The 21,519-nt window shown below is 40.8% G+C and carries 16 protein-coding genes and 1 pseudogene; 2 read left to right on the top strand and 15 right to left on the bottom strand.

Annotated features, from left to right (window positions below):
• The first annotated feature begins 440 nt into the window (after window positions 1-440).
• A complete protein-coding gene (locus HMPREF1117_RS04180; RefSeq protein WP_001023725.1) occupies window positions 441-1,925 on the top strand; it encodes a M protein trans-acting positive regulator PRD domain-containing protein in 1,485 nt (494 codons plus the stop codon).
• Window positions 1,926-2,031: 106 nt separating this feature from the next.
• Window positions 2,032-5,880 (top strand): pullulanase, encoded by a 3,849-nt coding sequence (locus tag HMPREF1117_RS04175; RefSeq protein WP_000831733.1) that lies wholly within the window; start codon window positions 2,032-2,034, stop codon window positions 5,878-5,880.
• Between the two features lie 196 nt (window positions 5,881-6,076).
• On the opposite strand, the gene HMPREF1117_RS04170 is transcribed toward HMPREF1117_RS04175, so the two are convergent.
• From HMPREF1117_RS04170 to HMPREF1117_RS04100, 15 genes and pseudogenes are all read right to left on the bottom strand, one after another.
• The gene (locus tag HMPREF1117_RS04170; RefSeq protein WP_000229804.1) at window positions 6,077-7,135 is read right to left on the bottom strand and encodes an LLM class flavin-dependent oxidoreductase; all 1,059 of its coding nucleotides are present in this window, start codon (window positions 7,133-7,135) and stop codon (window positions 6,077-6,079) included.
• Between the two features lie 122 nt (window positions 7,136-7,257).
• On the bottom strand, window positions 7,258-9,066 hold the full coding sequence (gene glmS / locus HMPREF1117_RS04165; RefSeq protein WP_025171568.1) for a glutamine--fructose-6-phosphate transaminase (isomerizing): 1,809 nt from the start codon (window positions 9,064-9,066) through the stop codon (window positions 7,258-7,260).
• Window positions 9,067-9,258: 192 nt separating this feature from the next.
• Entirely contained in the window at window positions 9,259-10,638 is a 1,380-nt protein-coding gene (bglA, locus tag HMPREF1117_RS04160; protein ID WP_000943536.1) for a 6-phospho-beta-glucosidase, read from the bottom strand.
• 252 nt (window positions 10,639-10,890) lie between these two features.
• Window positions 10,891-12,744 carry a proline--tRNA ligase gene (locus tag HMPREF1117_RS04155; RefSeq protein WP_000814036.1) on the bottom strand — a complete coding sequence of 618 codons (1,854 nt, stop codon included), beginning with the start codon at window positions 12,742-12,744 and terminating at the stop codon, window positions 10,891-10,893.
• Between the two features lie 12 nt (window positions 12,745-12,756).
• The gene (rseP, locus tag HMPREF1117_RS04150; protein ID WP_000900680.1) at window positions 12,757-14,016 is read right to left on the bottom strand and encodes an RIP metalloprotease RseP; all 1,260 of its coding nucleotides are present in this window, start codon (window positions 14,014-14,016) and stop codon (window positions 12,757-12,759) included.
• Between the two features lie 21 nt (window positions 14,017-14,037).
• Complete coding sequence (locus HMPREF1117_RS04145) at window positions 14,038-14,841, bottom strand: phosphatidate cytidylyltransferase (RefSeq protein WP_000159113.1); 804 nt, start codon at window positions 14,839-14,841, stop codon at window positions 14,038-14,040.
• Window positions 14,842-14,849: 8 nt separating this feature from the next.
• Entirely contained in the window at window positions 14,850-15,608 is a 759-nt protein-coding gene (locus HMPREF1117_RS04140) for an isoprenyl transferase (protein ID WP_000466729.1), read from the bottom strand.
• A 230-nt stretch (window positions 15,609-15,838) separates the two neighbouring features.
• Complete coding sequence (locus HMPREF1117_RS04135; protein WP_001028386.1) at window positions 15,839-16,411, bottom strand: nucleotidyltransferase family protein; 573 nt, start codon at window positions 16,409-16,411, stop codon at window positions 15,839-15,841.
• A complete protein-coding gene (ruvB, locus tag HMPREF1117_RS04130; RefSeq protein ID WP_000086799.1) occupies window positions 16,392-17,390 on the bottom strand; it encodes a Holliday junction branch migration DNA helicase RuvB in 999 nt (332 codons plus the stop codon). The genes HMPREF1117_RS04135 and ruvB overlap by 20 nt, the downstream gene beginning before the upstream one ends.
• A gap of 185 nt (window positions 17,391-17,575) precedes the next feature.
• Complete coding sequence (locus HMPREF1117_RS04125; protein ID WP_000626617.1) at window positions 17,576-17,992, bottom strand: GNAT family N-acetyltransferase; 417 nt, start codon at window positions 17,990-17,992, stop codon at window positions 17,576-17,578.
• Window positions 17,993-18,003: 11 nt separating this feature from the next.
• Window positions 18,004-18,698, bottom strand: a pseudogene (locus HMPREF1117_RS04120) (GNAT family N-acetyltransferase).
• Between the two features lie 94 nt (window positions 18,699-18,792).
• Window positions 18,793-19,212 (bottom strand): DUF3021 domain-containing protein, encoded by a 420-nt coding sequence (locus HMPREF1117_RS04115; RefSeq protein ID WP_000825498.1) that lies wholly within the window; start codon window positions 19,210-19,212, stop codon window positions 18,793-18,795.
• Between the two features lie 9 nt (window positions 19,213-19,221).
• Window positions 19,222-19,677 carry a LytTR family DNA-binding domain-containing protein gene (locus HMPREF1117_RS04110; protein WP_000701929.1) on the bottom strand — a complete coding sequence of 152 codons (456 nt, stop codon included), beginning with the start codon at window positions 19,675-19,677 and terminating at the stop codon, window positions 19,222-19,224.
• 18 nt (window positions 19,678-19,695) lie between these two features.
• The gene (locus HMPREF1117_RS04105) at window positions 19,696-20,538 is read right to left on the bottom strand and encodes an ABC transporter permease (RefSeq protein WP_000880488.1); all 843 of its coding nucleotides are present in this window, start codon (window positions 20,536-20,538) and stop codon (window positions 19,696-19,698) included.
• Window positions 20,538-21,404, bottom strand: a complete 867-nt coding sequence (locus HMPREF1117_RS04100; protein ID WP_000602872.1) for an ABC transporter ATP-binding protein — start codon at window positions 21,402-21,404, stop codon at window positions 20,538-20,540. Before HMPREF1117_RS04100 ends, HMPREF1117_RS04105 begins: the two co-directional genes overlap by 1 nt.
• Between the last annotated feature and the right edge of the window lie 115 nt (window positions 21,405-21,519).

The raw sequence follows: 21,519 nt of genomic DNA, 5'->3' as shown, positions 1-21,519 counted from the left end.
TTTTCTAATCGTCATATGGTTTTAAAAACCCCTATCACCGTGTCCTCTTGAGTTAATTTTCAGAATCTTTAAATCTTTATTACAAACACTCAAAAAGCTGAAAAAAAGCACAAAAAGAGCAGCTAAATCTGACTTTTTCAGAAGATTTAACTGCTGTGAGTCTTGTCTGGACAATATTTCAGACAAAACCTACGACAAATGATTACTCATATTATACCCTATTTAGCTAGATTTTTCAAGGGGGTTGACAATTTTTTGACAAAATCTTTTCCTATGAAAAGTTTAATTCAATTATCGTTTTGCAAAATTCGTTTTTAGCTTAATAGTCTAATATAAAATATAGCAAATTACGATTTCCCTATTTTATATTAGGCTGTTTTTCTTGACTTTACTAGCTTTTTCTTTTAATATATATGTATAAATATATATGGAGATTTATGATGAATATCTTGCTGTCTAAAACTGAACAAGACTTGCTATTCTTACTGGAAGAATTAACCAAACACCATGATTGGATAGAAATTCCAGTCTTGGCTGAGAAGCTGAATTTTTCAATCGAAGAATTGCAAGAACACCTTTTTAAGCTTGAGCAATTATTTCCAAACCTCCTGCTTCAATCAAGAAAAAAAGGCATTCAATTGCAGTTTGAATTCCAAAATACCTTGGATCCCAGGATCGCGATTTTTAAACAATCTGAAACCTACTCTTTTTTGGACTGTCTATTTTTCAAAGAGGGACTATCACTTAAGCAAATTTGTCAGGAACTTGTGATTAGCTGCGAACGAGTTCAGGAAATCATCCAGCATCTAAATACTAAGCTTCCGGAACACTATGACATCAGCATCCAACCTTCCCCTTTAGTCATGGAGGGAAAAGAAGAGAGCATTCGCGCCTTTTATCTAGACTACTTTAGCCAAAGTTACAGTTTTCTGGATTGGCCCTTTCCTTCTATTTCTGAAGAATCACTCACTCACTTGATTCAGCTATTTTTGAACGCCCAACAAGTTTCACCCAACCTCAGTAGTTTACGGCAAATCAAATATACTCTAGCTATCAATCTGGAGCGCTTTAATAAGAGGCATTTGATTGAAAATCCTACTCCTCTTTTAACGAGTCACTACAGCACCCTCATGCAGATTACCCAGTTTGAACAAGATATCAAAAAGCTGGCTAAAAAACTTCATTTTGAACCGAAAAAGGAGACGCTAGAACAGCTATTTTCAAACCCAGTAAAGTCTCCTCAAATCACAAACAATCCTAGCAATGGAGCACTGGGTAATATTCATCATATCCAAAAATCTTACCGTTTATTGAGCCAAATCCTAGAAGAACTAGCTAAAGAATTTCACCTACAGATTGAAAATCGCGAGGAATTGATTTGGCTCCTCCACTATACTGCCCAATCAGATTGCTTTCATCTACTCAGCAACCAGTCTATTGACAGACAGAAATCCCAAATTTTAGGCAATTATCAAGTAGAATTTCCAAAACTATTTGAAGTAAGTCAACACAAATTCCAATCTTACCTGACTAAAATGGGACTCGAAAGTCACTCCATTAAACTACAAGAACTTGTCTACACCTTCACGATCCAAGGACAAAGAATTTTGGTCCAATTACTTCAAAAACTTCCCAAAATACGTGTTTTGGTCATTAGTCATCTTGATAGCCATCACGCACAAAGTCTAATCGACACCCTAACTCATTACGGCAACAATCTCTATCTCTTTGATTCTTGGGAAGAACCTACTATTTCATTCTCAACTCTCAATCAAATTCCTCACGATATTGTTATCACTACCTTTCCTGTCACCAACTCTCCTAAACCACTTATCTACAATCGTAACTTCTCTACTTCAGAATTATTCCACCATCTCCACCTTCTGGCTGCTCAAATTCATAAAGAAGGACTGGCTAAATCGTAGCAAAATCTGTTGCGATTTTTCTTTTATTTTAATACCGAGAAAACGCTTGCATATTATTTTACTAAGTGCTATACTGATAGAGAAATTCATTTATAGGAGATTGATTATGAAAAGAACACCATCTCACACTGAGAAAAAAATGGTTTACAGCATCCGTTCACTCAAGAATGGAACTGGTTCTATCCTTATTGGAGCAAGCCTTGTTCTGCTTGCCATGGCTACACCAACTATCTCAGCCAACGAAAATACTATAACCAATAAGGGAACTGATAATGAAGCTACTACTGCTCTTGCACAACCTCTTACTGATACAGCAGTTAACTCTGGTAAGAATGAAAGTGATATTTCTTCGCCTAAAAATGCAAACGCTTCCCTAGAAAAAACAGAAAAAAAACCTGCAACAGAGGCAACCACTCCTGCTACAACTCCTGCCGATTCAGCACCACAAACCGGACAAGATCGTTCAAGTGAACCAACTACTTCTACGAGTCCAGTAACGACTGAAATTAAGACAGAAGAGCCAATCGAAGACAACTACTTCCGCATCCATGTCAAAAAACTCCCTGAAGAAAACAAGGATGCTCAAGGACTATGGACTTGGGACGATGTTGAAAAACCATCTGAAAATTGGCCTAACGGAGCCTTGTCCTTTAAGGATGCCAAAAAAGATGACTATGGCTACTACCTAGATGTCAAATTAAAGGGAGAACAAGCCAAGAAAATTAGCTTCCTCATCAATAATACAGCTGGGAAAAATCTAACCGGCGATAAATCGGTAGAAAAACTGGCACCAAAGATGAATGAGGCTTGGTTGGACCAAGATCACAAGGTTTTCTCTTACGAACCACAGCCTGCAGGAACTATTCGCGTCAACTACTACCGTACAGATGGCAACTATGATAAGAAATCTCTCTGGTACTGGGGAGATGTGAAAGAGCCAAGTAGTGGTGAATGGCCTAACGGAACAGACTTTACGGCTACAGGCAAATATGGTCGCTATATCGATATTCCACTCAAAGATGCAGCTAAGGACCTTGGATTTTTATTACTAGACAGAAACAAAAAAGGAGACGATGTGAAAATCCGTAAAGAAGATTATAAGTTCACAGATTTGAAAAATCATAGCCAAATTTTCCTAAAAGACGATGATGAATCGATTTACACAAATCCTTACTATGTCCACGATATCCGTATGACAGGAGCCCAACACATAGGAACTTCTAGCATTGAAAGTAGCTTTTCAACACTTGTCGGTGCCAAAAAAGAAGATATCCTCAAACACTCCAATATCACTAACCACCTAGGAAACAAAGTAACTATCACCGATGTTGCAATCGATGAAGCTGGTAAGAAAGTGACCTACAGCGGAGATTTCTCTGACACAAAACATCCATATACTGTTAGCTACAATTCCGACCACTTCACTACCAAAACAAGCTGGCGCCTTAAAGATGAGACTTACAGTTATGATGGCAAACTGGGGGCTGACCTAAAAGAAGAAGGAAAGCAAGTTGATTTAACCCTTTGGTCACCAAGTGCCGATAAGGTTTCTGTCGTTGTCTACGACAAGAATGACCCTGAAAAAGTGGTTGGAACTGTCGCTCTTGAAAAAGGTAAAAGAGGAACTTGGAAACAAACTCTGAATGAAAACTCTGGTCTCGGTATCAGCAACTATACTGGCTACTACTACCACTACCAGATCGAGCGTCAAGGTAAAACTGTTCTTGCACTCGATCCATACGCTAAGTCCCTCGCTGCTTGGAATAGTGACGATGCCAAGATTGACGATGCCCATAAAGTGGCTAAAGCCGCCTTTGTAGATCCAGCTAAACTAGGCCCACAAGATTTGACCTACGGTAAGATTCACAACTTCAAGACTCGTGAAGACGCCGTTATATACGAAGCTCATGTGCGTGACTTCACTTCAGATCCTGCCATTGCAAAAGACTTGACCAAACCATTTGGGACTTTTGAAGCCTTCATTGAAAAACTAGACTATCTCAAAGACTTGGGTGTAACCCACATCCAGCTCCTTCCAGTCTTGTCTTACTACTTTGTCAATGAATTGAAAAATCATGAACGCTTGTCTGACTATGCTTCAAGCAACAGCAACTATAACTGGGGATATGATCCTCAAAACTACTTCTCCTTGACTGGTATGTACTCAAGCGATCCTAAAAATCCAGAAAAACGAATCGCAGAATTTAAAAACCTCATCAACGAAATCCACAAACGTGGCATGGGAGCTATCCTAGATGTGGTTTATAACCACACAGCTAAAGTCAATATCTTTGAAGATTTAGAACCAAACTACTACCACTTTATGGATGCTGATGGGACACCTCGAACTAGCTTTGGTGGTGGACGCTTGGGGACAACCCACCATATGACCAAACGTCTCCTAGTTGACTCTATCAAATATCTAGTTGATACCTACAAAGTGGATGGATTCCGCTTCGATATGATGGGAGACCATGATGCAGCTTCTATCGAAGAAGCCTACAAGGCTGCACGCGCCCTCAATCCTAACCTAATCATGCTAGGTGAAGGTTGGAGAACCTATGCTGGTGATGAAAATATGCCTACTAAAGCTGCTGACCAAGATTGGATGAAACACACCGATACTGTCGCTGTCTTTTCAGATGACATCCGTAACAACCTCAAGTCTGGTTATCCAAACGAAGGTCAACCTGCCTTTATTACAGGTGGCAAGCGTGATATCAATACCATCTTCAAAAATCTCATTGCTCAACCAACCAACTTTGAAGCAGACAATCCTGGAGATGTTATCCAGTATATCGCAGCCCATGATAACTTGACCCTCTTTGACATCATCGCCCAGTCTATCAAAAAAGACCCAAGCAAAGCTGAGAACTATGCTGAAATCCACCGTCGTTTGCGACTTGGAAACCTCATGGTCTTGACAGCTCAAGGAACTCCATTTATCCACTCTGGTCAGGAATATGGACGCACTAAACAATTCCGTGACCCAGCCTACAAGACTCCAGTAGCGGAGGATAAGGTTCCAAACAAATCTCACTTGTTGCGTGATAAGGACGGTAATCCATTTGACTATCCTTACTTCATCCATGACTCATACGATTCGAGTGATGCTATTAACAAGTTTGATTGGACCAAGGCTACAGATGGAAAAGCATATCCTGAAAATGTCAAGAGCCGTGAATATATGAAAGGTTTGATTGCCCTTCGTCAATCTACAGATGCCTTCCGACTTAAGAGTCTTCAGGATATCAAAGACCGTGTTCGCCTCATCACTGTCCCAGGTCAAAATGGTGTGGAAAAAGAGGATGTAGTGATCGGCTACCAAATCACTGCTCCAAACGGTGATATCTACGCAGTCTTTGTCAATGCGGACGAAAAAGCTCGCGAATTTAATTTGGGAACTTCCTTTGCCTACCTCAGAAACGCTGAAGTTTTGGCAGATGAAAACCAAGCAGGACCAGTAGGAATTGCCAACCCGAAAGGACTTGAATGGACCGAAAAAGGCTTGAAATTAAATGCCCTTACAGCTACTGTTCTTCGAATCGCTCAAGGCGGTGCTATCGTCGCCCCAGCTGTGGAAGAAAAGCCAGAATTTGATCTTTCTAGCTTAAAACAAGAACACGGTCAAAATAACGGCCAAGACAATAGTTCAAACCTAGTAATTAAACCTCAACATCAAGATCTAAGTCCAGAAGCTAAATCAGATGCAAACGTAGCTGATGCGGAAAATAAACCTAGTCAAACTACAACTGATACACAGAAGACACAAGAAGGGACTGTCAACGAAGTTGTGGAAAACACAAGCAAGAAAAATACACCTGCACCCCTAGCTAAACAAGCTGAACTTCCAAATACAGGAACCAAAAACGATCACAAACTCCTGTTTGCAGGAATTAGTCTCCTTGCCCTTCTAGGTCTCGGGTTCTTGCTAAAAAACAAAAAAGAGAACTAAACTAGCCCTCCTATAGAAAAATCCCCTGAGCCTCAATGCTCGGGGGATTGATTTTTGTACATTATTTGTCGTCCTAATAAGCTTTATTAGGATTTTTTATTAATACTCTTCGAAGGTCAAATTCAAACCACGTCAGCTTCACCTTGCCGTACTCAAGTACAGTCTGCGGCTAGCTTCCTAGTTTGCTCTTTGATTTTCATTGAGTATAAGCCTCTTTCATGGCAAAGTATTCCCGTACTTTTGGAGCCACTTGCGTTCCGAAAAGTTCAATAGCTCTCAGGACTTGTTCATGAGGCATAGAACCAAGAGGTAGGTGCAACATAAAGCGGTCCAAGGCTAAATCTTCAATCATGCGAATCAATTTTTCTGCCACCTGATCTGGATTTCCCACAAACATGGCACCATTTGGTCCTACTTGCTCCAAATATTGCTCATAACGCAATTCCTGCCAGTGCGGACGGTCTTTGGAAATAGCATCCACCACTTGCTGGGTTGGATGGAAATAGTCTTTCACGGCCTGCTCGCCATCCTCAGCAATCCACCCCCAAGAATGGGCTCCAACCTTTAGTTCCTGACTGGCATGGCCCGCTTCGCTCCCAATCTCACGATAAGCCTGAATCAACTTTTTAAAATAACGAGGGTTGCCACCAATAATGGCATAGACAATCGGTAGACCTGCCTGAGCAATCTTCACTGTTGATTCGACGTGACCACCTGTCGCTATCCACAAGGGTAATTTGTCCTGAACTGGACGAGGATAAACTTCTTTGCCAGAGATTGTTTGGGTCAATCGACCTTGCCAGTCTAGCTTGGTCTTTTCATTGACTAACTGGAGCAAGTCCAATTTCTCATCAAAAAGGGCTTCGTAGTCTTTCAAATCATATCCAAACAAGGGAAAAGATTCCGTGAAAGAACCCCTTCCAGCCATAATCTCCACACGTCCATTTGACAAAGCATCAATAGTGGCATACTGTTGGAACAAACGAATCGGGTCCATACTCGAGAGAACACTGACTGCACTGGTCAAACGGATTTTCTTGGTATTAACTGCTCCAGCTGCTAGGACAATCTCTGGAGCTGATACTGCAAAATCCTCTCGATGGTGCTCACCAATCCCATACACATCCAAACCAACCTTGTCAGCCAGCTCAATCTCTGCCACCAACTGGCGAATGCGTTCAGCATGACTGTAAGCCTGCCCAGTCCCCTCAAGCTTCGTTGTTTCCCCAAATGTTGAAATTCCCAATTCTACCATTGTGATACTCCCTGTCTATTTCCGTCCTTCAATTTGAAAAATTATTCTAACACGAATCTTGAGTACAAGCAACCGATTTGCTTACAAGAAAAAGCCTAGATAAACTAGACTTGTTCTATGTATCATTCTACCGTTACTGACTTAGCAAGGTTACGTGGTTTATCCACATCAAGGCCACGGTGGAGTGTTGCAAAGTAAGCGACTAATTGCGTTGGTACGACCATTGAAATTGGTGAGAGGTAAGGGTGGACGGTCGTAAGAACGATATCATCTGTATCTTTAGCAACATTTTCTTCTGCGATAGTGAGTACTTTAGCACCACGGGCTGCGACCTCCTGGATATTACCACGAGTGTGGTTGGCAAGAACTGGATCTGACAAGAGAGCCAAGACAGGTGTTCCTTCTTCAATCAAGGCAATAGTTCCGTGCTTGAGCTCTCCTGCCGCAAAGCCTTCACACTGGATGTAAGAAATCTCTTTGAGTTTGAGACTGGCTTCCATGGCTACATAGTAATCTTGACCCCGCCCGATGTAAAAGGCATTGCGAGTTGTTTCAAGAAGCTCACGAACCTTGGATTCAATGTTTTCTTTCTCAGAAAGAGTTGATTCGATAGACTGAGCTACGATTGACAATTCATGAACCAAATCAAAGGCTTTCGCTTTGGCATTGCCATTTGCTTCTCCAACTGCTTGTGCAAGGAAGGCAAGGGCTGCGATTTGTGCTGTATAGGCTTTAGTTGATGCCACGGCAATTTCAGGACCTGCGTGAAGGAGCATAGTATGATTGGCTTCACGTGAAAGGGTTGAACCTGGGACGTTTGTCACTGTCAAGCTTGGAATTCCCATTTCATTAGCCTTAACCAAAACTTGACGACTATCCGCTGTTTCACCAGATTGGCTGATAAAGATGAAGAGTGGTTTCTTGCTGAGAAGTGGCATACCATAGCCCCACTCAGATGAGATTCCAAGTTCAACTGGTGTATCCGTCAATTCTTCCAGCATCTTCTTAGAAGCAAAGCCTGCGTGGTAAGATGTTCCAGCTGCAAGGATGTAAATGCGATCTGCGTCTTGAACAGCCTTGATGATAGCAGGATTTACCACTACTTGACCAGCCTCATTAGTATAGGCTTGGATGAGTTTACGCATAACCGTTGGTTGCTCATCAATTTCCTTGAGCATGTAGTAAGGATAAGTTCCCTTACCGATATCAGACAAGTCAAGTTCAGCTGTATAGCTAGCACGTTCACGGCTATTGCCATCATAATCTTGAACTTCCACGCTATCAGCCTTAACGATGACCAACTCTTGGTCGTGGATTTCCATGTATTGGCTGGTTTCACGAATCATAGCCATGGCGTCTGAACAGACCATGTTATAGCCTTCTCCAAGACCAATCAAAAGTGGTGATTTATTTTTAGCTACGTAGATGACTTCAGGATCTTGTGAGTCAACCAAGGCAAAAGCATAAGAACCACGAATGATGTGAAGAGCCTTTTTGAAGGCTTCAAGTACTGACAAACCCTCTTCTTCTGCAAATTTCCCAATCAAGTGAACGGCGATTTCAGTATCCGTTTGCCCCTTGAAATGATGACCTGCAAGGTATTCTTCCTTGATTTCAAGGTAGTTCTCAATCACCCCATTGTGAACCAAGACAAAACGTTCTGTCTCAGAGCGGTGTGGGTGAGCATTGTTTTCTGTTGGTTTTCCATGCGTCGCCCAGCGAGTATGACCAATACCCGTTGTCCCCTCAACACCAACTGTCTTAGCAGACAATTCTGCGATACGTCCCACTGCTTTAACCAGATGGCTCTCCGGACCACCTAGGACAAAAATTCCCGCAGAATCATAGCCACGGTATTCGAGCTTTTCAAGTCCTTGAATCAAAATATCAGTTGCATTTGTGTTTCCAACAACACCAACAATTCCACACATAGTATATACGACACAGGCAAGCTGTGCTTTCCCCTTAAAATTGGTATAGTCTAATTCCTCTTTTACAGAATCAGCAAAGACAGTATATACTTGTTTCTTACTCTTGTCAAGAATAAAAATTGGTATAGTTTTTATTGGATACAATCTATGAAAAAACTCCGACCAATTAACATCATCAGTCAGAGTCCTTTTTTAAAATCCATTATTATCGCTTAATTCCTTGAACCAGTGCCCTGATTTTTTCAGACGACGTTCTTGCGTTTCCAAGTCTAATTCGACCAGACCATAGCGATTTTTATAGCTGTTGAGCCATGACCAGCAGTCAATAAAGGTCCAAATCAAGTAACCCTTACAATTGGCTCCGTCTTCAATAGCACGGTGCAGTTCACGAAGATGACCTTTTACAAAGTCAATACGATAATCATCTTGAATCATTCCATCTTGACGGAATTTTTCTTCCCCCTCAACACCCATACCATTCTCTGTCAACATCCACTCAATATTGCCATAATTTTCCTTGATATTTTGGGCAATGTCATAAATCCCTTGCTCATAAATCTCCCAGCCACGGTGAGGATTGATTTTACGTCCAGGCATCACATAAGGCTCGTAAAAATGTTCTGGTAAGAGTGGACTGTCTGGATGCTTAGCAAATCGAGGTGCCATAACTCGTAAGGGTTGATAGTAGTTGACACCAAGGAAGTCTACCGTATTGTTACGAATGAGCTCCAACTCCTCCTCTGTAGCATCAGGTAAGAGCCCTTGTTCATGCAAGATTTCTACCAACTCCTGTGGATAAGTCCCCAAAACAGACGGATCTAAAAAAGATTGGGCCTGAAAAAGGTCCGCAATACTAGCTGCCTTGACATCAGCAGGATGCTGGCTACGTGGATAAGCCGGTGTCAAATTCAGAACAATCCCAATCTTTGAATTCGGTAGGATTTCATGACAAACCTTAACAGCCAAACTGCTAGCCAATTGTGTATGATAAGCTACTTTAACCGCCGCTTCCGCATCCACCTTATGTGGATAGTGAGCATCGTAAAAATAACCAAATTCTACAGGAACGATGGGCTCGTTAAAGGTAATCCATTGGTCCACCAAATCTCCATAAGTCTCAAAACAAAAACGCGCATAGTCTTCATAGGCTGAGACAGTCGCCTTATTTTCCCAACCGTCACCATCCTCTTGAAGGGCAAAAGGAAGATCAAAATGATAGAGATTCACTAAAAGACGTATCCCTTTGGCCTTAATAGCCTCAAAAACCTTACGATAGAAATCCACACCTTGAGAATTGACTTCTCCTCGTCCTTGTGGAAAAATGCGAGACCACTGGATAGAAGTTCGAAAGGCTGTATGGCCCGTTTCTAACAAGAGCTCGATATCTCGCTCCCAATTTTCATAAAAAGTAGAAGTTTTATCTGGTCCAATCCCTTTGTAGTAACGGTTAGACTCTACTTGATACCAATAGTCCCAGAGATTATCTCCCTTACCGTCACCAGCTACACGTCCTTCGGTCTGTGGTCCAGAAGTTGAGGAACCCCAAACAAAATCCTTTGGAAATCTTAGCATAGTTATACCTCTTGATTCGATAATTTTTATATCAGTACTCTACAAAAATCAGAAAACAGCAAGTAGGGGACACATAGGCTATTACTGACTTATCTAGTTTCATGTGAAACCTTAAATAAGATCATAAGCTACTCGTGCGAATTCCTAGCTCCTTATTTGATTTTTATTAAGTATTATCCTATCTCATTATATAGAAAAAACAAGGCAAAAACTAGTTACATTTTTACCTTGTTTTTCTTCTGATTATAGTTTTTATTTCTTACTTAAGATTTCAAGTGTTTCGAGTAAGTTATCCGCATGAACTTCGATAGTATCTCCTGTAGCCTTAATCTTAACTTCCACGATACCGTCAGCTGCTTTTTTACCAACAGTGATACGGATTGGAAGACCAATCAAGTCGCTATCACTAAATTTAACACCGACACGCTCATTGCGGTCATCTGTCAAGACTTCGTAACCAGCTCCCATCAAGCTTGCTTCAAGTTTTTCTGTCAAGGCTTGCGCTTCTTCGTCCTTGACATTGACAGTGATCAAGTGAACATCAAATGGCGCCAATTCTTTAGGGAAGTTGATTCCCCAAGCGTAACGGTATTCACCTTTTGGTGTTTTGTTGACAAAGAGGCGAGCGTGTTGCTCCATAACTGCTGAGAGGAGACGGCTCACACCAATACCGTAGCAACCCATAATAATTGGAATCGCACGGCCGTTTTCATCCAAGACATCTGCCCCCATACTTGCTGAGTAACGAGTACCAAGTTTGAAGATATGACCGATTTCAATACCACGTGCAAAGTTCAAAACACCTTGTCCGTCTGGTGAAATCTCACCCTCACGAACTTCACGAATATCCACATATTCTGCTGTGAAGTCACGACCTGGGTTCACACCAGTCAAGTGGTAACCATCTTCGTTGGCGCCAACAACTGCATTGCGAACATCTTGCACCTTACGGTCTGCGATGATTTTAACATTTTCTGGCAAGCCTACTGGACCAAGTGACCCAAATCCAGCTTGAAGGTTATTAGCAACTTCTTCTTCACTTGCTACGTCGAAGAAATCAGCACCCAAGTGGTTTTTCAGCTTAACTTCGTTGAGTTGGTCATTACCAACTAAGAGGGCTGCAACCAATTCTCCATCTGCCATATAAAAGAGTGTTTTAATGGTTTGTTCTTCTGGAACATTTAAGAAGGCTGCAACTTCATCAATTGATTTAACATCTGGCGTTGCAACACGAGTTACTTCTTCTTCAGCAATGACACGGTTGCTTGGTTTGTACTCGTTTGTTGCCATTTCTAAGTTAGCCGCATAGCTAGATTCACTTGAGTAAGCAATGGTATCTTCACCAGAAACCATCCATTTAAGCAATTCTGCCTTTATTTCTTCTTGCACTTCTACAGGAATTTCGTCAAATGATGCAACTGACTTGTCCAAGACAACCCAGCGGTCAAGGTCTGTACGAGCAGGTGTAATCGCCATAAATTCTTGGCTGTCCTTACCACCCATTGCTCCACCGTCACCGATGATAGCCTTGAAGTCTAAACCACTACGAGTGAAGATACGTTCATAAGCAGCCTTGTACTCATTATAAACACTGTCCAAGCTATCATAGCTAGCGTGGAAACTATAAGCATCTTTCATGACGAACTCACGTGTACGGAGAAGTCCATTACGTGGGCGTTTTTCATCACGATACTTAGGTTGGATTTGATAAAGGTTAAGTGGTAATTGCTTGTAAGACTTAACAGAATCACGAACGATAGCTGTAAATGTCTCTTCGTGGGTTGGACCTAGGATAAAGTCTGTTTTTTCACGGTTTTTTAGTTTATAAAGGTCTTCACCGTAGGTTTCATAACGGCCAGATTCACGCCAAAGATCGGCACTAAGAAGAGCTGGAGCCAACATCTCAACAGCCCCAATCTTATCAAATTCTTGGCGCATGATATTTTTAGCTTTCTCAATAACACGGTTAGCAAGTGGTAAGTATGAATAAACACCTGCTGATACTTGACGAACATAACCAGCACGCAACATAAGAGCGTGACTAATAACTTGAGCATCGCTTGGCATTTCGCGAAGCGTTGGGATAAGCATTTTACTTTGTTTCATAATATTCCTCGATTATCTAAAAAAGAGTCGCATAATGTCATTCCAGGTCACAGCAATCATCAGGACAACCATGATGACTACTCCGGCCAAGGTGACATAGGTTTCAATTTCTTGTTTAAGTGGTTTCCGGCGGATAGCTTCTAAGATGTTGAGAACAATCTTTCCACCGTCTAAAGCAGGGATAGGAATTAAGTTAAAAATCCCAATATTGATGGAAATCGTAGCCAAGAAATACAAGACATTCTCTAGGCCATTTTTGGCAGCATCACTACTTTCCTTAAAAATAGCAACAGGTCCACCTAATTTATTCAAATCTGGTTGAAAAATCAGATTCTTCAAAGCAGAAAGGATACTGAGAGCCGAGTTAGCAGCGGTTGTAAATCCGCCAACAAACATAGAAAGAAAATCTGATTTAATTCCCGGTTGAACCCCAAGTAAGTAACGCCCTTCACTTTCTTCTGGACTGACCGAAACTTGTTTTTCACTACCATTTTCAGAAATAGTCACATCCAAGATCGGGGCCGTTTCATTCTTAGTATCTGCTTCAACAGCTTGAATCAAGTCTTCCCAGTTACTGATGTTATGAGAACCAATCTTTGTAATCTGAGCCGTTTCTGGTACTCCCACCTTAGCCAAGGCCCCTTGGGACATGATATGGAAGTTGTTGGTCTGAATATCTCTAACACCACCTTGCAAAAAGATTAGAATCCAAAAAACAACAACACCTAAGATAAAGTTGTTCATAGGACCTGCAAAGTTAGTAATGATCTTACCCCAGATGGTAGCATTTTGATATTGAACATCCAAAGGAGCAATACGGACCTCAGTTCCATCTGCTTCCACAACTGTTGCATCGTGATCTACTGAAAAAGTCTTTTCTCCGTCTAAAACAAGTCCCTTGATAAAGAGCTTATCTTCAAAATCAAATTGGGTTACCTGCATGGGGAGAGCTGTTTGATCCAATTTTTTTCCTGAAAGATTGATTCGCTTGACCTTACCATCATCGGCTAGGGTTAAACTAACAGGCGTTCCTGTCTTGATTTCAGTCGTATCATCACTCCAACCAGCCATACGTACATATCCGCCTAAAGGCAAGATGCGAATAGTATAAGCTGTCCCATCCTTACCAGTATGGGCAAAAATTTTGGGGCCCATCCCAATAGCAAATTCACGCACTAGAATTCCTGATTTCTTGGCGAAGTAAAAGTGTCCAAATTCGTGCACCACCACAATAATCCCGAAAACAAGAATAAAGGTTAAAATTCCGAGCATAGCATTTCCTTCCTTGTTACATTAAAAGAGCCCAAATAAGTGCATGATTGGAAATACAAGTAACATACTATCAAAACGATCTAAAACACCACCATGGCCAGGTATAAATTTCCCAGAATCTTTAACACCAAAGTGACGCTTAATAGAACTTTCCAATAAATCACCGAACTGCCCAGCTAAGCTAAAGAAAATAGCAAAGACGGACATTCTGTAAATTCCATACGGAAGAGCGACTGTACTATCAACTATCATAAAGACAATCGTTACCAAGATAGCACCTAAAATACCACCCAATGCCCCCTCAATCGTTTTATTGGGAGAAACAGCTGGAGCCAATTTGCGCTTACCAAGATTCATCCCAACTAAATAAGCAAAGCTGTCTGTGGCCCAAACAATGCACAAGGCCAATAAAGCCTTATCTAGACCAGCAACACGAGCATCTAGCAAGGCATTAAAGCCAAAGCCTACATAAAAACTCATAGCCAGTGGGAAGACAGCATCCTCAATCGTATAAGACTTGCTAAAGATAGTCGTACCAAGCATGATTGAAATCAAAACACTATAGGCTACAACATTTCCATCAACTGGTAAAAAAGTCAGGTAGTTTTCTAAGGGAATAGTCAGAGAAAATGTTGCAAAGAGGGTCAAGAGGCCCTCCATAGTCATGGTTTCTAAGCCTTTCATCTTCAATAGTTCGTGCATAGCTAACATAGCTATAAGGCCAATCACTATCTGAAGCAAGAGCCCCCCTACCATGAGAATTGGTAGAAAAATAGCTAGAGCAATGGCTGCAAATAAGGTTCTTTTTTGTAAATCCTTTGTCATAAGTCCTCCTAAACTCCTCCAAAGCGACGATGACGACGGTTGTAGTCAAGGATTGCTTCCTTCAAAGCCGCCTCATCAAAATCAGGCCATAAAGTGTCTGTAAAGTAAAGTTCACTATAAGCTCCCTGCCAAGGAAGAAAGTTACTCAAGCGCAATTCTCCACTTGTACGGATAATCAAATCCGGATCTCGTAAATCCTGAGGTAAATACTGAGTGAAAAGGTAATCTCCAACCAAATCCTCAGTAATATCAGTAGGATTGATGTTTCCATCTAATACATTTTGGGAAATCTGCTTAAGAGCCTGTGTAATCTCTGCACGCCCACCGTAGTTAAGGGCAAAATTAAGAATCAAACCTGTATTATTCTTGGTTAATTCCTCAGCCTTGGTCAATGCTTCGAAAGTCTGCTTAGGCAGGCGTTCAGTTTCACCAATCATCTGAATCTTAACATTGTTGGCATGCAGTTCAGGTACATAATTATCATAAAACTCTACTGGTAAGTTCATGATAAACTTAACTTCCTGATCTGGTCGCGTCCAGTTTTCCGTAGAAAAAGCATAAACCGTAATCACTTTAACACCTAATTTACTAGCTGCTTTGGTTACAGTTTGCAAAGCTTCCATTCCTGCCTTATGCCCAAACACCCTTGGCTGCATACGTTTTTTTGCCCATCGACCATTACCATCCATGATAATACCGATATGAGCAGGAACTTGGGTAGGAACTTCTACTTCCACTGTTTTATGTTTCTTAAAAAATCCAAACATGATCTTATTCCTATTCAAAAATCTATCGTTTCATTATACCATATTTCCTTATTTTCTTCTATTATCAGCGTGTTTATTCTATACCAGTATACGTATTTTCAAAAAAATAAGCCGCCTAATTGGGCGACTCTATTTTTTATAGGGAGATTATTATGAAAAAGTTTTAGGAGTTTAAGTTAAGGTCTTCTTAACTTATGGACTTAGTATACAGTACCTAACTTAAAGTTTCCTTAAGTATTTTTTAAAATCAAATTTTTCCATTTATCCTGCCAATTTTTCTTGGATAGACGTGTTCGATAAAGTTCCATTCGGTCTTGATTCTCTAAAAAATGAGGAGTCGGACGAACTTGAAAATTCAAAATATCCTCGAGACCGTATGGGTTAAAGAGTTCCAAAGCAGATTCTTCATTCAAGCGTAGTCCAAGCGCCGTACACTGTTCTGGATACTTACTCATAGCATCACGGGAACTGGTATAGGGAGCAGTATGAGGGCTATGCTGGTGCATGTAGACTTGATTTTTAAGCTCCCATTGATACTGGGGAACGTCCTCTCTCAGCTTGCTTTCTATAGCCAGCGTTTCTTCGTAACTGACATCTGGGTCAAAGAAAATCACATCCACATCTGTTTCACAGTCAAAAGGTGATTTATCTGACAAGAGATTCCAGATGAAATTTCTGACAGAACCTGCTGCCAACCACGAGTCTTTCAGACAAAGATTTCGGATGATCGTCAGAATAGCCATCATATCTGGATTTTTTCTAAAAGCCTCTAGAATTTCTTGCTCATTTTTCACTATATTCATAACCTAAGTGCTCATATGCCTTAGCAGTCGCCACCCGTCCAGACCGTGTCCGCATGATAAAGCCTTTTTGAATCAAGTAAGGCTCATACATATCTTCCACCGTCTCACGCTCTTCTGCGATATTGACAGAAAGGGTACCCAAACCAACAGGACCACCACCGTACATCTCAATCATGGTCCGAAGGATTTTTTGGTCCACATAGTCCAGACCTTCATGGTCAACATCCAGCATGGTCAAAGCCTTATCGGTAATAACATCATCGATGACCCCATTCCCCATGATCTGGGCAAAATCGCGCACGCGCTTGAGGAGACGATTGGCAATACGAGGGGTCCCACGACTACGTAGGGCCAACTCAGATGCTGCCTCATGGGTGATTTCCATCTCAAAAATATCTGCCGTCCGCTCAACAATTTCTGTCAAGTCAGCATGGGCATAATACTCCATATGCCCCGTAATCCCAAAACGTGCCCGTAGTGGATTTGAGAGCATACCAGCCCGAGTCGTCGCACCTATCAAGGTAAAAGGTGGCAAGTCTAAATGAACACTGCGACTAGCTTCACCAGCACCAATCATAATATCAATGTAGAAGTCCTCCATGGCACTGTAAAGCACTTCTTCCACAGACATGGGCAAGCGATGAATCTCATCAATAAAGAGGACATCCCCCGGTTCCAAGTCATTTAAAATAGCTACCAAATCACCCGCTTTTTCAATGACTGGACCAGAAGTTTGCTTGAGATTCACTCCCAATTCATTGGCAATGACAAAAGCCATGGTCGTTTTACCTAAGCCTGGAGGGCCAAATAAGAGAACATGATCCAAAGCTTCATCTCGCATCTTGGCAGCCTCGATAAAAATTTGAAGCTGATCTTTGACCTTGTCCTGCCCAATATATTCACGCAAATACTGGGGACGAAGCGTGCGTTCCACTAACTCCTCATCACCCATGATTTCATTATCTAAAATTCTACTCATGGCTCTATTATATCAAAAAACCAAGCTACAAACAAAAAAGCCACCTGATTGGGTGGCTTCTATAGGGAGATTATTATGAAAAAGAAAAGTTTAGGATTTCATTAAATAAAGTTAGGAGGTCTTTATTTAATGATTACATGATACTAAATCAGACTTAAAATTTTCTTAAGAACAAACAAGTTTTGTTATTTTTCTCTATTTATCCAAATCATCCCTATACAATCATAGGTGGATAAGGTTTCAAAACCTATAGAACGATAAAATCCCACGTTTTTTTCTGTCTGTTCTGTCACCAGCTGGACTTGATAGGCTCCTTTAAAATCTCCTAAAGCCTGTTTCATCAAGGCGCTACCAATCCCTTGGCGCTGATAAGTAGGCAAAACAATCAAATCCTGTACAAAAACTGATGAAAAACCATCTCCAACCAAACGAATCAAGCCAACTATTTTCTCCCCATCAAACGCTAAATAAACAACAAGTGAATGGGGCAAGACCTGCTCCAGCATCTGAGGTTGATTTGTATAATTTGTCCAACCGACAGCCTGATAGAGATGTAAAACATCTTCTAACTTGACAACATCTTGCTTTCTAACGCTAATCATATCATCACCTATTAGAGTTCTCTCAAGCTCTTGTACTGCTGTCCATTTTGGTCAAAATTTTCAAGACGCAACCATGTTTCCAAACGAGATTTAACTTTTGGCCAGTCCTTATCAATCATAGACAACCAATCCGTATCCCTCGTCCGCCCCTTATAAACCACTGCTTGACGGAAGGTCCCTTCGTAGACAAAGCCCAAACGCTCCGCAGCTCGTCTTGATGGCATGTTAAGAGCATCGCATTTCCATTCATAGCGACGATAGTTAAGCTCCTCAAAGACATAGCAAGCCAAGAGATACTGGGCTTCTGTTCCTATCCGTGTCCCCCTGAGCTCTGGAGAAAAAGTGACAGCTCCCACTTCTATTACTCGGTTATTCTGGTCAATGCGCATGAGAGAAAAAGTTCCCAAAGCCTTACCAGTTGACCTGTCTATGATTGCATAGTAAAAACGGTCCTTACGAGCCAACATCTGATTTAAAAGGCTAACCAGTTCCTCTCTGTCTGCTACTGGTTCTTAAAGAGGTAGGTCCACATCTCCCGAGGCGTATCAGGGCCATAAACAGCTAATAAATCCTCCGCATGCTTTTCTACCGAGAGAGCCTCTATTCGAGCATAACGCCCTTCTAAGAAATCAATAGAAGGCAGTGCACCGGGTGTATAACCTTCCATTGACTCACCAATCATCTGACCATATTCGTTTACTGGCATTTTTCTTCTCCTTGTTTTACGCTGAAAATACTATATCACAAATTGTTCTCTTTGGAAACTAGCACTGTCCCCAAACTTCATACTCAACACTATATTAGTGACCCGTTTTCTGTCTTTTATCCTCTAAGGCTTGATTAATTCGTTGGGTGAGTTTGTGAGTTTGCCAGATTTGATACAACCATATCAATCCATAAATTAACAAGAAACAGAACCAAAGCAAGGGACTCCACAAGGCTGAACCCCAGCCAAAAAATAGAGAGGTCAATACTAAGACAGTAGCTGTCACTAATAAATGAACTCCTACACGTATACTAAAAGAAAGAAACTCTAGCTTTTCAAGGATTAAAGTCAATACCCCCATAATTCCACCCATTAAAAACAGAGCTAGAATATTTTTTGTCATTGGTGCAGGATAGGTAATGCTTGGATGACACTGAGCTAATAACATCATACTCAAATAAAAGAAGGAAGCCGTACGCATTCCCGATACAAAATAATCAATTAATCGTTTCATGATTTTCTCCTATAAACCTAGATAATTCATTAAGGACTTGACGTATTTCCTACTCACACTAGACTTGATACCCCGAGTCATTTTAGCCATCATGTTCCCTGAAAAGCTATCCGATAATGACTCTAAATGGTCAATGTTTATAATTGAATGGCGTGATATCTGTATAAAATTACGTCGGTTAATCCGATTCTGAAAGTTTATCAATGTTTCCTTAGTTTTATAAATCCCATCTACCGTATAAATGGTTAACAAGTTCTTATCGATATCTGCTAGAATAAGATCCTCAATTTTCACCATAACCAGATGATCATCCGTTCGAATAGGAATGACCACCTGATTAGTCGTTGAAAATTGTTCTAAATACTCCATGACTTCCCTTGCTTGGTCGGTTAACTGAGCTGCCTGAATTACAATATGTGGGTCCTTTTCTGAAAACTCTGCCTTCATTTCAAAACGAATCTTCATTTTCTCTCCAATATACCTTTATTTTCTCTTGCTAAACACTTTAACAAATAAAAGCCAAAGAAGAATAGCGACAAGACTAATAATAACCACTATAAAGTATGTCTCTTCCTTTGTCAATAGCTCTTGCCAGTTGATTTGGATCCCCATTTTTTCTTGAAATTCCTTTAACAAGCTGCTATTTCCTGTAAATGTGATTTCTAATTGCTCTTTCATTAAAATTTGTCGGTAGAGAGAAGCAATATAAGTTGCAGGGGTACACTTCATGATGATCTGTGCAAAATCAGGTAAAACTCCAATAGGGACATAAGTTCCTACTAAAAATCCAGAAGCAGTTCCCACTATAGTTGCCAGTTTGCCAAGGCTATCTACAGATTGAAAACGGTAAATCAATAGAACATTTATCAAACTTGAAGGCAGACTACTTAACAACATAATCAAAGCAATTTCCGGTAAATGACTGATAACTGGACTTTCTTTAAAATAAAGCCCCATAACAGCAAACATAAACACCTGCATGACAAAAGAGATGGTAATACTACTGATTAGATAGGACACCTGTAAACCCCAGATCCCTAAATCTGTCAAGAAGAGATCTTGATCCACTTGATTTTCACGATCCTGTACCATTTGTGTAAGAGCCGTAAAACTGGTTGTAATCCCAGTCACAGCCAAGGTCCCACCCATCAGCCAGTTATTTAAAAGGTTCGTATTATCAGGGAGTTGGGACCAAGCGTCTGTCAAGTTCTTCTGCAAAAAAATGATATAAAGGAGGAAGGAAATCAATGCCCCCAATAATGAGAAAAATACTCCTGAACGATTACGAAAATATAAGATAAAATTCCGTTTCAATAAAGCTAACATTAGCGAACCTCTCTTCCTGTAAGTGCAATAAAGGCATCATCCATGGTACCTGGACGAAACTCAAAAGAATCAATTTCTTCTCGTACTTTTGCCAAATATTCAATAGCTTCCAGTGATGTCCTTGGATAAAAAAGATATTCCAGCTCATTTTCTTCCTTTACTGTCATTCCAGTCTGTAGCAACTTTTCTAAATCCTTCATTTCTTTAAAACGAATTTTTAGAATATTAGATGCATACTGACTTTTAATAGCCGTCGCAGAACCTTGCGCAATCACTTTCCCATGATCAACGATATAAATCTGATCCGCTTCATCCGCTTCATCCAGATAATGAGTCGTTAAGATAATAGTCATCCCTTCATCCTTTTGTAGCCGATACAGTAAATCCCAAATGGCTTTGCGAGTCTGAATATCTAGACCTGTCGTTGGTTCATCTAAGAAAAGAATATCTGGTTGTGAAAGAAGAGCACGCGCAATATCAACCCTACGTTTTTGCCCACCTGACAAAGTCCCATATAGTTGCTTCTGGAAAACAGTCAAACCCAGTTGATGGATCAAATCATCCACACGACTTGCTCCCATTCCCTTATACTGTTGAGCACGAATCGTGAGATTTTCCCTAACCGTCAACATCTCATCTAGTACACTAGCTTGAAAAACAACTCCGATTTTCGTATTTGGCGCATATCGAATCTGACCTTTTGTAGGCTTTTTCAAACCGATTAACATGGAAATGGTGGTTGATTTTCCTGCACCATTGGGACCCAAAATAGCATTAAAACTCCCTTTTTCAAACTCTAACTGAATATCGTCAACAGCCATATGATTGCCGTACCATTTACTCAAATGTTTAGCTTGTAAAATCATATTTCTTCCCTCCTTTTATCTCACTAGTTTAACAAAAAGTATGAAAGAAAAATCGACTTTTGAGATAAGTGGTTAAAATGAGATATTAAGTGGTAAGATGCTGGAAACAGAATTA

It is taken from the genome of Streptococcus sp. SK643, assembly GCF_000259505.1.
GTDB lineage: Bacteria > Bacillota > Bacilli > Lactobacillales > Streptococcaceae > Streptococcus.
Note: the sequence above shows the minus strand (reverse complement) of the source record. Positions and strands in the feature narration are given on the sequence as shown.